Here is a 12,318-nt window from a genome sequence, read left to right as displayed (position 1 = left end):
TCTCCATGCCCCCACGTCGGCACATCGCCTGGATCGCCTGCCTTGCAGTGCTGTTCAACCTGCTGGCCATGCCGCTGTCCTCTGCCGCGCCCAAGGGCCCGGCCGAGCAGCTGCTGTGGGGGGCTTTCTGTTCGAGCATGGCTGGCAAGGCCAAGGTCGATGTCCAGGCCCTCGCCAAGATCGACCTCGGCCCGCAGAGCGACGACCATTCCAACATGCAGCATTGCTGGTGCTGCTCCGGCGCCGCCCCGCTGCTGGCATTGCCGGGCTACCCGCCACAGCTGCACAACCCGCCGACGCTTGTGGTCGGGCATGCACCAGCGCCCGCCAACTACCAACCAACGCCGCGCCAGCTATGGCCTGCGCTCAACCCCCGTGCCTCTCCCCTGGCCTGAGTTCATCACGCTGTCTGCCTGAACCTGAACAGAACGGAGACTCACACCATGCTCAAGCACGCTCTCATCGTGGCCGCCTTGCTGCTGCCCGGCGCCTTCGCCAATGCCCATGAATACACCGTGGGTGACCTGCACATCGCACACCCCTGGTCGCTGGCGCTGCCGCCGAATGCGCCCAACGTCGCGGCCTATTTCATCGTGCACAACAACGGCAAGGCCGATGACCGCCTACTGAGCGTCGACAGCCCGGTTACGGCAGATGCACAACTGCACGAACATACGATGAGTGCCAGCGGCGCCATGAAGATGCAGCAGGTGCCCAACGTGGCCGTGCCGGCCGGCAAGGACCTGGTCTTTGCCCCCAGCGCCTACCACGTGATGCTCATGCAGCCCAAGGACCGCAGCCTGCTGGTCGACGGCAAGCGCTTCCCGCTGACCCTGCACTTCGAAAAAGCCGGCGACATCACCGTCGACGTGGCCGTGCAGAAGCAGCCGCCGGCGGACCAGCCGCAAGGCCACGAACACGCGCACTGACCGCTAGCTGACAAGCGCTCGCCATCATGAGCCTGCCACGCAACAGCCGCAGCCGTACCACCCGCCCTGAACGCAGGCGCGTCGGTGGCGGCTGGCTGAGCCTGTTCGCCATGTGGATGATTTTCATCGGCCCGCTGATTTCCCAGTCGATGCCGATGGAGCATCACGCGGGCATGAGCATGCCGATGGGCATGTCGATGTCCGTCGACACGCCGCACGGCAGCAACGCCGATCACGGCCACTGTGACGACGGCCAGCTGCATGTGATGTGGGAAAAATGCGGCTACTGCAGCCTGCTGTTCAACTGCCCCGCTTTACCGCAAACCTTCAGCCCGCTCAACGCCGGCCACGTCGGCCCAATTACCCTCAGCTCACCCCCGACACACCAGGGCCATGCCCGGCAGGCCATCTTCCCCGGTGCGCGCAGCCGCGCGCCGCCCCTTTCGATCAGCGTCTGACATCACCGCTTGCCGCACGAAGCCTGGAGGCTTCGCGCCTACTCATGACTGATCGACTGGAATCACTATGTCCGGCTGCACCCCTGTCTTCGCCCCCGCCCTGCGCGGGACATTCGCCGCGTTGTGCGGCTCGCTGCTCGCGCCCATGGCCCTGGCCGCCGACCCTGGCCACGAAGGCCATGAACAAGCGCTGCCCGAGCTGAGCCCGACGGTGATCACTGCCATTGCGCCAAGTTCGCCACTGACCGTGGTCACCAACCCGAAAGACCCGCGCCAGCCGGTGCCGGCCAGCGATGGCGCCGATTACCTCAAGACCATCCCAGGTTTTTCGGCCATCCGCGCCGGTGGCACCAACGGTGACCCGGTGCTGCGCGGCATGTTCGGTTCGCGCCTGAACATCCTCACCAACGGCGGCGTGATGCTCGGTGCCTGCCCCAATCGCATGGACGCCCCCACCTCCTACATCGCCCCGGAAACCTACGACCGCCTCACCGTGATCAAGGGCCCGCAAAGCGTGATCTGGGGCCCGGGTGGCTCGGCGGGGACCATCCTTTTCGAGCGTGAACCGGAAAAGTTCGGCACCCTCGGCAGCCGCGTCAACGCCAGCCTCCTGGCCGGTTCCAACGGCCGCTTCGACAAGGTGCTCGACGCCGCCGCCGGCAACAGCCAGGCTTACGCGCGCTTCGTCGGCAACCAGTCGCGCTCGGACGACTATCAGGATGGCAACGGCGACACCGTGCCCTCGCGCTGGGAAAAATGGAACGGCGACGTGACCCTGGGCTGGACGCCAGACCAGGACACCCTGCTCGAACTCACCGCCGGCAAGGGCGACGGCGAGGCCCGCTATGCCGGGCGGGGCATGGACGGCTCGCAGTTCAAGCGCGAAAGCCTGGGCCTGCGCTTTGAAAAGTCCAACCTCGGCGAGGTGCTCGACAAGGTCGAGGCGCAGGTCTACTACAACTACGCCGACCACGTGATGGACAACTACAGCCTGCGCACGCCGTCGGGCAGCGGCATGATGGGCATGCCCATGGTCAGTAACGTCGACCGCCGCACGATGGGCGCGCGGATCAAGGCCACCTGGCGCTGGGCCGATGTGCAGCTGATCAGCGGCATCGACGCGCAGACCAACGAGCACCGCCAGCGGGGCGGCATGGGCGTCGATGCTCACAAGGGCCAGCCCTGGACCAAGGACGCCGACTTCCACAACTACGGCGCCTTCGGCGAGCTGACCTGGTACGCCTCCGGTGTTGACCGGCTGATCACCGGCGCCCGCCTGGACCGCGCCTCGGCCCGCGACTTGCGCGCTGGCAGCGCCACTGAAGGCGATACCCGTGCCGACACCCTGCCCAGCGGCTTCGTGCGGTATGAACACGACTTGGCAGCGATCCCCGCCACAACTTACATCGGCCTCGGCAACGCCCAGCGCTTCCCCGACTACTGGGAGCTGTTCTCGCCCAAGCTGGCGCCGCCCGGTGCGGCCAACGCCTTCGACGGCATCAAGCCCGAGAAGACCACCCAGCTCGACGTCGGCATCCAGTACCGCGACGAGCGCCTGGAAGCCTGGGCCTCGGGTTATGTCGGGCAGGTCCGCGACTACATCCTGTTCGACTATCGCACCGGCATGATGGGCATGAGCACCTCCCAGGCACAGAACATCGACGCCCGCATCATGGGTGGCGAACTGGGCACCGCCTACAAACTGACGGAAAACTGGAAGGCCGATGCCACGCTGGCCTACGCCTGGGGCAAGAACAGCAGCGACGGCAAGGCGCTGCCGCAGATGCCACCACTGGAAAGCCGCCTTGGCCTGACCTACAGCCGCGACACCTGGAGCGCCGGGGCGCTGTGGCGCTTGGTGGCGGCGCAAAACCGCATCGCCGAGAACCAGGGCAACGTGGTGGGCAAGGACTACGAGAAAAGCGCAGGGTTCGGCGTGTTCTCGCTCAACGGTGCCTACAAGGTGAATAAAAACCTCAAGCTCAGCGCGGGGGTCGACAACGTGTTCGACAAGGCCTACGCCGAGCACCTGAACCTGGCAGGGAACGCCGGGTTCGGCTACCCGGCCACTGATCCACAGCCGGTGAACGAGCCAGGCAGGACCTTCTGGACCAAGGTCGATGTGAGCTTCTGACAACAACAATGGGCGCGGCCACGGTCGCGCCCCTCAGCTGGTCAAACAGGAGGTTCCCATGAGCGGAACACGCGTGTCCTTCTATAACCTGGCCTGGCGCTGGCACTTCTATGCCGGGCTGTTCGTCGCCCCTTTCATGATCCTGCTGGCGATCACCGGGATCATCTATCTGTTCAAGCCGCAGCTGGACCCGCTGCTGTACCGTGACCTGATGGTGGTCGAGGCGGGGCATCACCGACAGGGCGCCGATCAGATGCTGGCCGACGTGCGTCAGGTGTACCCCAAGGGCCACGTCGCCCAGTACTTGCCGCCGATCGATGCCGAGCGCAGCGCGCAGTTCGTGGTGCATGACGCTGGCCGCGAGCTGAATGTCTTCGTCGACCCGTACAGCGGCAAAGTGCTTGGCGAGCAGGACGCCAAGCAGAACCTGCAGGCCGTCGCCCGCGCCCTGCATGGCGAATTGATGGTCGGCACGGTCGGCGACCGGCTGGTGGAACTGGCCGCCGGTTGGGGCATCGTGCTGGTGGTATCCGGCCTGTACCTGTGGTGGCCGCGCGGGCGCAACGGCGCGGGTGTATTGTGGCCCCGCTTGAGCGCCCGCGGTCGGCTGCTGTGGCGCGACCTACATGCAGTGAGCGGCTTCTGGGGTTCGGCCTTGTTGTTGCTGATGCTGCTCAGCGGCATGACCTGGACCGGCCTGTGGGGCAAGCAGTACGCCGACCTGTGGAACCGCTTTCCGGCGGCCATGTGGAACGACGTGCCCAAGTCCGACCAACAAGCCGGTGAACTGAACAGCGCCCATCGCCAGACCGTGCCCTGGGCCATGGAAAATACACCGATGCCGCAATCGGGCGCGCATGCCGAACATGCCGGGCATCACGGGATGTCGAACATGCCGGCAGCGCCACAGGTGAGCCTGCAGCAGATCGAGGACATCGCTACGGCGCGTCAGGTCGAACCGGGCTACAGCATCACCGTGCCGACCAGCGCCGACGGCGTATTCACCATTGCCGTATTCGCCGACGACCCGCGCAACGACGCCACCCTGCATGTCGACCAATACACCGGCAAGGTGCTGGCCGACGTGCGCTGGCAGCACTACAGCCCGGTCGCCCGCGCCACCGAGCTGGGCGTGATGCTGCATGAGGGCAAGATGTTCGGGGCGCTGAACCAGATCATCATTTTGCTGGTGTGCCTGATGATCCTGCTGGGGTCGGTGAGCGGGCTGGTGATGTGGTGGAAACGCCGGCCGTCCGGTGGGCTGGGGGTGCCGCCGCTGCGTCATGACTTGCCGCGCTGGAAGACCGCAGTCGGAGTGATGGTGCTGCTGGGGGTGATGTTCCCGCTGGTGGGGGTGTCGATGGTGGTGATGTGGGTCGTGGATAGTCGGGTGGTGCGGCGCCGTCGCGTGCTGGCCAGCGCCTGATCGTTGCTGTGCCTTTACTGGCCCCGCGAAGGGGCCGGTGAGGCCCACCGCTGCACCGCCAAAGTCGTGTCGATCTGTCGCGCCCCGAATTGGGACGCCCGTGTTAGCCTACGCGGCTTTCACAAAAAGACTGACCCTCAATGGAATGCAGCCAATGACCCGGATCTCTTCCCCTGATGCTGAAGAGCAGCACCTGCAGCGCAACCTGACCAACCGCCACATCCAGCTGATCGCCATCGGTGGTGCCATCGGCACCGGCCTGTTCATGGGCTCGGGCAAGACCATCAGCCTGGCGGGGCCGTCGATCATCTTCGTCTACATGATCATCGGCTTCATGTTGTTCTTCGTCATGCGCGCCATGGGCGAACTGCTGCTGTCGAACCTCAACTACAAGTCGTTCATCGACTTCTCCGCCGACCTGCTCGGCCCCTGGGCCGGCTACTTCACCGGCTGGACCTACTGGTTCTGCTGGGTGGTCACCGGGATCGCCGACGTGGTGGCGATTGCCGCCTACACGCAATTCTGGTTCCCCGACCTGCCGCAGTGGATACCCGCGCTGACCTGCGTGGGGGTGCTGCTGGCGCTGAACCTGGTGACCGTGAAGATGTTCGGCGAGCTGGAGTTCTGGTTCGCCCTGATCAAGATCGTCGCCATCCTCGGCCTGGTCGCCACCGGCCTGTACATGGTCATTACCGGCTTTGAATCACCCAGCGGGCGCACCGCGCAGCTGGCCAACCTGTGGAATGACGGCGGCATGTTCCCCAACGGCCTGATGGGCTTCTTCGCCGGCTTCCAGATTGCCGTATTCGCCTTCGTCGGCATCGAGTTGGTCGGTACCACCGCCGCCGAAGCGAAGGACCCTGAACGCACCCTGCCACGGGCGATCAACTCGATCCCGATCCGAATCATCGTGTTCTACGTGCTGGCGCTGATCGCGATCATGGCCGTGACCCCATGGCGCGACGTGGTGCCGGGCAAAAGCCCATTCGTGGAACTGTTCGTACTGGCCGGCCTGCCGGCGGCGGCGAGCATCATCAACTTCGTGGTGCTGACCTCGGCGGCCTCGTCGGCCAACAGTGGCGTATTCTCCACCAGCCGCATGCTGTTCGGCCTGGCCCAGGAAGGCGATGCACCCCGCGCGTTCGAGAAGCTGTCGCGCCGCGCCGTGCCGGCCAACGGCCTGTACTTCTCGTGCACCTGCCTGCTGCTGGGTGCGGTGCTGATCTACCTGATCCCCAATGTGGTCGAGGCGTTCACCCTGGTCACCACGGTGTCGGCGGTGCTGTTCATGTTCGTCTGGACGCTGATCCTGCTGTCGTACCTGAAGTACCGCAAAACCCGTGCGGCGCTGCACCAGGCATCGACCTACAAGATGCCCGGCGGTCGCTTCATGTGCTACGTGTGCCTGGCGTTCTTCGCCTTCATCCTGGTGCTGCTGAGCCTGGAGGCGGACACCCGCTCCGCGCTGATCGTCACGCCGATCTGGTTCGTGCTGCTGGCCGTTACCTACCAGGGTGTGCGCAGCAGACGCCATCCGCGTACTGCCGTGCGCGAGGGCTGAGTAACTTGGGGGCCGCTCTGCGGCCCCAATGCTGTGCACGCAAAACATTCAGGCACCATCCTGGACCTGTCCCGCGCCCTAATACCTCGCACACTCCGTCTATTACGCACCTTTAGCCATCCGGCACACCCCTTGCAACGCCCTCCCCGCTTGGCCAACACCAAAAAAAACTCAGCGGAGAGAGAGCACATGAAGCGTCGCAGTCTGATCAAGGCCTTTACCCTCAGCGCATCGATTGCGGCGATGGGCCTTAGCTGGAGCATCCAGGCCGCCGAGACCATCAAGGTCGGCATCCTGCATTCGCTGTCCGGGACCATGGCGATCTCCGAGACGTCGCTCAAGGACATGGCGCTGATGACCATCGACGAGATCAACGCCAAGGGCGGCGTCAACGGCAAGATGCTTGAACCGGTGGTGGTCGACCCGGCGTCCAACTGGCCGCTGTTCGCCGAAAAGAGCCGCCAGCTGCTGACCCAGGACAAGGTCGCCGTGGTGTTCGGATGCTGGACCTCGGTGTCGCGCAAGTCGGTGCTGCCGGTGTTCGAAGAGCTCAACGGCCTGCTGTTCTACCCCGTGCAGTACGAAGGCGAAGAGATGTCGCCGAACGTGTTCTACACCGGCGCTGCGCCCAACCAGCAGGCGATCCCGGCGGTGGAGTACCTGATGGGCGAGGATGGCGGCAGCGCCAAGCGCTTCTTCCTGCTGGGCACCGACTACGTCTACCCGCGCACCACCAACAAGATCCTGCGCGCGTTCCTGCACAGCAAGGGCGTGGCCGACAAGGACATCGAAGAGGTGTACACGCCGTTCGGCCACGCCGATTACCAGACCATCGTCGCCAACATCAAGAAGTTCTCCGCAGGCGGCAAGACGGCGGTCATCTCCACCGTCAACGGCGATTCCAACGTGCCGTTCTACAAAGAGCTGGCCAACCAGGGCCTGAAAGCCACCGACGTGCCGGTGGTGGCGTTCTCGGTGGGCGAGGAGGAACTGCGCGGCATCGACACCAAGCCGCTGGTGGGCCACCTGGCGGCGTGGAACTACTTCGAATCGGTGGATAACCCGGTCAACCAGAAGTTCGTCGCCGATTGGAAGGCCTACGCCAAGGCCAAGAACCTGCCCGGCGCCGACAAGGCGGTAACCAATGACCCGATGGAAGCCACCTACGTGGGTATCCACATGTGGGCGCAGGCAGCCGAGAAAGCCCAGTCCACCGATGTCGACAAGGTTCGCGAGGCCCTGGCCGGGCAGAGCTTCAAGGCACCGTCCGGCTTTACCTTGACCATGGACAAGACCAACCACCACCTGCACAAGCCAGTGATGATTGGCGAGATCCAGGATGACGGGCAGTTCAGTGTGGTTTGGGAAACCGAGCAGCCGCTGCGCGCGCAGCCGTGGAGCCCGTTCATTCCGGGTAACGACAAGCGGCCTGACTATGCGGTGAAAGGTAACTGAGTGCACTGGGGCTGCTTTGCAGCCCATTCGCTGGCAAGCCAGCTCCCACAGGGTCCTGAGAACAGCACCCATTCTGTGGGAGCCGGCTTGCCGGCGATGAATCCTCCGCCGATTTCCAGGATTACCCGCATGCTCAGACTCCTGCTCACCCTGCTGCTCCTGCTGCCCCTGGCAACCCAGGCCAGCGAGGGCGAATTCTTCCTCACCGCCAAGCCCGCCGAGCAAGCCCGCCTGCTCGAAGGCTGGGCGGCGCAACCCGATGCCGCGCGCCTGCCGCTGCTGGAAAACCTGCGCCAGGGCCGCATCGCCGAAGGCGACACGCGTAAGGTGCGCTTGAACAACCGCCTGCGCGGCTTGATCGACAACGCCCTGGCCAGCCACCAGTTGCTCAGCGCCGACACCGCCACCCGCCTGGCCGCCGCCCAGCAACTGCAAAAAAGCGCGCAACCGGCGCAGATGGCCTTCCTCGACCGACGCTTCGCCAGCGAAGCCGACACCGCCGTGCACGCCGCCCTCGGCCTGGCCCTGGCCAACCTGCAGCTGGGCGCCAGCGAGCCGGCGGTGCGCCTGGCGGCCGTGCGCCTGCTCGGCGAAACCGGCGACCCCGTGGCGCGCACGCGCCTGGAGGCCTTGCTGCAACCCGACGCGGAAACCGATGCAGCCGTGCGTACGGCCGCCGAAACCAGCCTGGCCCAGGTCAAGCGCAAGCTGCTGTTCGGCGAGCTGCTCGGCCAGGCCTTCAGCGGCTTGTCGCTGGGCTCGATCCTGCTGCTCGCGGCCCTCGGCCTGGCGATCACCTTCGGCCTGCTGGGGGTGATCAACATGGCCCACGGCGAGATGCTGATGCTCGGCGCCTACAGCACCTACATGGTTCAGGTGCTGCTGCAGCGCTATGCACCCGGCGCCATCGAGTTCTACCCGCTGATCGCCCTGCCGGTGGCGTTCGCCGTCAGTGCCGGGGTCGGCATGGCGCTGGAGCGCACGATCATCCGGCACCTCTACGGCCGCCCGCTGGAAACCCTGCTGGCGACCTGGGGTATCAGCCTGATCCTGATCCAGGCCATCCGCCTGCTGTTCGGCGCGCAGAACGTCGAGGTCAGCAACCCGGCGTGGCTGTCCGGTGGTATCCAACTGCTGCCCAACCTGGTACTGCCCTACAACCGCCTGGTGATCATCGGCTTCGCCCTGGCCGTGGTACTGCTGACCTGGCTGCTGCTCAACCGCACGCGGCTGGGCCTGAACGTGCGTGCGGTCACCCAGAACCGCAACATGGCCGCCTGCTGTGGCGTGTCCACCGGGCGCGTCGACATGCTCGCCTTCGGCCTGGGCTCGGGCATCGCCGGGCTGGGTGGCGTGGCCCTGAGCCAGGTCGGCAACGTCGGCCCGGACCTGGGCCAGAGCTACATCATCGACTCGTTCCTGGTGGTGGTGCTCGGCGGTGTCGGCCAGCTGGCCGGCAGCCTCTGGGCCGCCTTCGGCCTCGGCATCGCCAACAAGCTGCTGGAGCCGCAAATCGGCGCGGTGCTTGGCAAGATCCTCATCCTTGCGTTGATCATTCTGTTCATCCAGAAGCGCCCGCAAGGCCTGTTCGCCCTCAAGGGACGGGTAATCGACTGATGAACCAGCCACTGCTTGTCACCGCTGCGCAAAAAGCCGGGCCGCGCCTGTCGCTGGCCATCGGCGCCGTCGTCGTTTTGCTGCTACTGGCCCTGCCGCTGCTGTCGCTGCTGCCGGCGGACCACGCGCTGCAGGTCTCGGCCTATACCCTGACGCTGGTCGGCAAGATCCTCTGCTACGCCATCGTCGCCCTGGCCCTGGACCTGGTCTGGGGCTACGCCGGGCTGCTGTCGTTGGGCCACGGGCTGTTCTTCGCCCTGGGCGGCTACGCCATGGGCATGTACCTGATGCGCCAGGCTGCCGGTGATGGCCTGCCGGGCTTCATGACCTTCCTGTCGTGGACCGAACTGCCGTGGTACTGGGCCGGCACCCAGCATTTTGCCTGGGCCATGTGCCTGGTGGTGCTGGCGCCCGGCCTGCTGGCACTGGTGTTCGGCTTTTTCGCCTTCCGTTCGCGGATCAAGGGCGTGTACTTCTCGATCATGACCCAAGCCCTGACCTTTGCCGGCATGCTGCTGTTCTTTCGCAACGAAACCGGCTTTGGCGGCAACAACGGCTTCACCAGCTTCCGCACCATCCTGGGTTTCGATATCGCCTCGCAGGGCACCCGGGCGGTGTTGTTCCTGCTCACCGTCGGCCTGCTGCTGGCCAGCCTGTACCTGTGCTGGCGCCTGACCCAGAGCAAGTTCGGCCGTTTGCTCACCGCCGTGCGCGATGCGGAAAACCGCCTGATGTTCTGCGGCTACGACCCCCGCGGTTTCAAGCTGCTGGTGTGGGTGCTCAGCGCGGTGCTGTGCGGCCTGGCCGGTGCGCTGTATGTGCCGCAGGTGGGCATCATCAACCCCAGCGAGATGTCACCGACCAACTCCATCGAAGCCGCGGTCTGGGTGGCATTGGGCGGGCGCGGCACGCTGATCGGCCCGTTGCTTGGTGCCGGCCTGGTCAATGGCATGAAGAGCTGGTTCACCGTGGCCTTCCCGGAGTTCTGGCTGTTCTTCCTCGGCGCGTTGTTCATCCTTGTCACCCTGTACCTGCCCAAGGGCGTGGTCGGCCTGCTGAAGAAAAGGAGCCAGCCATGAGAGGCGTGCCCCCTGTGCATCCGGAATTCATGCTGGAACCGGTGTTCGACAACCTCGGTACTGGCCGCGACGCGATTGGCCTGGGCGCCAGCCGCAAGGCCGGCCTGGACACCCGCCACGGCACGGTGCTGAGCCTGGAAGGCATCACCGTCAGCTTCGATGGCTTCAAGGCCCTCAACGCGCTCAACCTGTACATCGGTGTCGGTGAGTTGCGCTGCATCATCGGCCCCAACGGCGCCGGCAAGACCACGATGATGGACGTGATCACCGGCAAGACCCGCCCCGACACCGGCAGCGCATTCTTTGGCGATACCCTCGACCTGACCCGCATGAGCGAGTACCAGATCGCCCAGGCCGGGATCGGCCGCAAGTTCCAGAAGCCGACGGTGTTCGAGGCACTGACCGTGTTCGAGAACCTCGAGCTGGCGCTGAAGACCGACAAGTCGGTGTGGGCCAGCCTGGCGGCACGTTTGAGTGGCGAACAACGCCAGCGCATCGAGGAGGTGCTGACCACCTTGCGCCTGTTGCCCCTGGCCCAGCGCCAGGCGGGCTTGCTGTCCCACGGGCAGAAACAGTTTCTGGAAATCGGCATGTTGCTGGTGCAGGAGCCGCAACTGCTGCTGCTCGACGAGCCGGTGGCCGGCATGACCGACGCCGAGACCGAGTTCACCGCCGAGCTGTTCAAAGGCCTGGCCGGCAAGCATTCGCTGATGGTGGTGGAGCACGACATGGGCTTTGTCGGCAGCATTGCCGACCATGTCACCGTGCTGCACCAGGGCAGCGTGCTGGCGGAGGGGTCACTGGAGCAGGTGCAGGCGGATGAGCGGGTGGTCGAGGTGTATCTGGGCCGATGATTCAGACAGCCCGCCCCGGCCCTGTAGCGGGGCAAGCCCGCGAAAGGGCCGGGGCAGCCACAACAATAACCTCGGGGACATGACATGCTGAAAATCGACACCCTGCACCAGTACTACGGCGGCAGCCATATCTTGCGCGGCCTGTCCTTTGAGGCCAAGGTCGGCGAAGTCACCTGCCTGCTGGGGCGCAACGGCGTGGGCAAGACCACCCTGCTGCGCTGCCTGATGGGCCTGGTGCCACCGCGCGAAGGCAGCGTCGAATGGGAAGGCAAGCCGATCACCGCGCTCAAGCCGCAGCAACGGGTGCAGGCCGGGATCGCCTACGTGCCCCAGGGCCGCGAGATCTTCCCGCGCCTGACCGTCGAGGAAAACCTGCTGATGGGCCTGTCGCGCTTTCCGGCGCGCGAGGCACGGGAAGTGCCGGCCTTCATCTACGAGCTGTTCCCGGTGCTGGAGCAGATGAAACAACGCCGTGGCGGCGACCTGTCCGGCGGCCAGCAGCAACAGCTGGCCATCGGCCGCGCCCTGGCCAGCCGCCCGCGCCTGCTGATCCTCGACGAGCCCACCGAAGGCATCCAGCCCTCGGTGATCAAGGAAATCGGCGCAGTGATCCGGCGCCTGGCCGAGCGCGGCGACATGGCCATTCTGCTGGTCGAGCAGTTCTATGATTTTGCCGAAGCGCTGGCCGACCAGTACCTGGTCATGGCCCGGGGCGAAATCATCCAGCGCGGGCGGGGTGAAAACATGCAAGCCGAGGGTGTGCGCGGGCTGGTAACCATTTAATCTGCTGCCATCGACCTTGTGA

Annotated in this window: 11 protein-coding genes; all 11 read left to right on the top strand. The window is 65.4% G+C overall.

All coding sequences use genetic code 11. From position 1 onward, the window contains the following. The first annotated feature begins 5 nt into the window (after positions 1–5). The 11 genes from ACIPIJ_RS19885 (at position 6) to urtE (ending at position 12,296) form a co-directional block, all read left to right on the top strand. A complete protein-coding gene (locus ACIPIJ_RS19885; protein WP_401079750.1) occupies positions 6–395 on the top strand; it encodes a DUF2946 domain-containing protein in 390 nt (129 codons plus the stop codon). A gap of 48 nt (positions 396–443) precedes the next feature. Then, the gene (locus ACIPIJ_RS19880) at positions 444–929 is read left to right on the top strand and encodes a copper chaperone PCu(A)C (RefSeq protein WP_401079748.1); all 486 of its coding nucleotides are present in this window, start codon (positions 444–446) and stop codon (positions 927–929) included. 26 nt (positions 930–955) lie between these two features. Further along, positions 956–1,387, top strand: coding sequence for a DUF2946 domain-containing protein (locus ACIPIJ_RS19875; RefSeq protein WP_401079746.1), 432 nt, complete (start codon positions 956–958; stop codon positions 1,385–1,387). Between the two features lie 67 nt (positions 1,388–1,454). Next, entirely contained in the window at positions 1,455–3,521 is a 2,067-nt protein-coding gene (locus ACIPIJ_RS19870) for a TonB-dependent copper receptor (protein ID WP_401079744.1), read from the top strand. A gap of 58 nt (positions 3,522–3,579) precedes the next feature. Then, positions 3,580–4,947, top strand: a complete 1,368-nt coding sequence (locus ACIPIJ_RS19865; RefSeq protein WP_401079742.1) for a PepSY-associated TM helix domain-containing protein — start codon at positions 3,580–3,582, stop codon at positions 4,945–4,947. Positions 4,948–5,101: 154 nt separating this feature from the next. Next, positions 5,102–6,508, top strand: coding sequence for a D-serine/D-alanine/glycine transporter (gene cycA / locus ACIPIJ_RS19860; protein WP_401079740.1), 1,407 nt, complete (start codon positions 5,102–5,104; stop codon positions 6,506–6,508). A gap of 189 nt (positions 6,509–6,697) precedes the next feature. Continuing rightward, positions 6,698–7,963, top strand: coding sequence for an urea ABC transporter substrate-binding protein (urtA, locus tag ACIPIJ_RS19855; RefSeq protein WP_401079738.1), 1,266 nt, complete (start codon positions 6,698–6,700; stop codon positions 7,961–7,963). 96 nt (positions 7,964–8,059) lie between these two features. Then, positions 8,060–9,580: an urea ABC transporter permease subunit UrtB gene (urtB, locus tag ACIPIJ_RS19850; protein WP_401079736.1), complete on the top strand. Its 1,521-nt coding sequence runs from the start codon at positions 8,060–8,062 to the stop codon at positions 9,578–9,580. Continuing rightward, positions 9,580–10,659, top strand: a complete 1,080-nt coding sequence (urtC, locus tag ACIPIJ_RS19845; RefSeq protein ID WP_401079734.1) for an urea ABC transporter permease subunit UrtC — start codon at positions 9,580–9,582, stop codon at positions 10,657–10,659. The genes urtB and urtC overlap by 1 nt, the downstream gene beginning before the upstream one ends. After that, positions 10,656–11,513: an urea ABC transporter ATP-binding protein UrtD gene (urtD, locus tag ACIPIJ_RS19840; protein ID WP_401079732.1), complete on the top strand. Its 858-nt coding sequence runs from the start codon at positions 10,656–10,658 to the stop codon at positions 11,511–11,513. The genes urtC and urtD overlap by 4 nt, the downstream gene beginning before the upstream one ends. An 84-nt stretch (positions 11,514–11,597) precedes the next feature. Next, on the top strand, positions 11,598–12,296 hold the full coding sequence (urtE, locus tag ACIPIJ_RS19835; protein WP_401079730.1) for an urea ABC transporter ATP-binding subunit UrtE: 699 nt from the start codon (positions 11,598–11,600) through the stop codon (positions 12,294–12,296). The last annotated feature ends 22 nt before the right edge of the window (positions 12,297–12,318 follow it).

The sequence above is a fragment of the Pseudomonas sp. NPDC087185 genome (assembly GCF_044744955.1).
Lineage (GTDB): Bacteria > Pseudomonadota > Gammaproteobacteria > Pseudomonadales > Pseudomonadaceae > Aquipseudomonas.
The sequence above is the reverse complement of the archived record's forward strand: the minus strand, read 5'-3'. Positions and strand labels throughout refer to the sequence as shown.

Excerpts from the sequence above, each read along its gene's own strand:
- urtC (WP_401079734.1), top strand. The coding sequence starts at position 9,580 with ATGAACCAGCCACTGCTTGTCACCGCTGCGCAAAAAGCCGGGCCGCGC.
- ACIPIJ_RS19885 (WP_401079750.1), top strand. The coding sequence starts at position 6 with ATGCCCCCACGTCGGCACATCGCCTGGATCGCCTGCCTTGCAGTGCTG.
- urtB (WP_401079736.1), top strand. The coding sequence starts at position 8,060 with ATGAATCCTCCGCCGATTTCCAGGATTACCCGCATGCTCAGACTCCTG.
- ACIPIJ_RS19875 (WP_401079746.1), top strand. The coding sequence starts at position 956 with ATGAGCCTGCCACGCAACAGCCGCAGCCGTACCACCCGCCCTGAACGC.
- urtA (WP_401079738.1), top strand. The coding sequence starts at position 6,698 with ATGAAGCGTCGCAGTCTGATCAAGGCCTTTACCCTCAGCGCATCGATT.
- urtE (WP_401079730.1), top strand. The coding sequence starts at position 11,598 with ATGCTGAAAATCGACACCCTGCACCAGTACTACGGCGGCAGCCATATC.
- urtD (WP_401079732.1), top strand. The coding sequence starts at position 10,656 with ATGAGAGGCGTGCCCCCTGTGCATCCGGAATTCATGCTGGAACCGGTG.
- ACIPIJ_RS19865 (WP_401079742.1), top strand. The coding sequence starts at position 3,580 with ATGAGCGGAACACGCGTGTCCTTCTATAACCTGGCCTGGCGCTGGCAC.
- cycA (WP_401079740.1), top strand. The coding sequence starts at position 5,102 with ATGACCCGGATCTCTTCCCCTGATGCTGAAGAGCAGCACCTGCAGCGC.
- ACIPIJ_RS19870 (WP_401079744.1), top strand. The coding sequence starts at position 1,455 with ATGTCCGGCTGCACCCCTGTCTTCGCCCCCGCCCTGCGCGGGACATTC.
- ACIPIJ_RS19880 (WP_401079748.1), top strand. The coding sequence starts at position 444 with ATGCTCAAGCACGCTCTCATCGTGGCCGCCTTGCTGCTGCCCGGCGCC.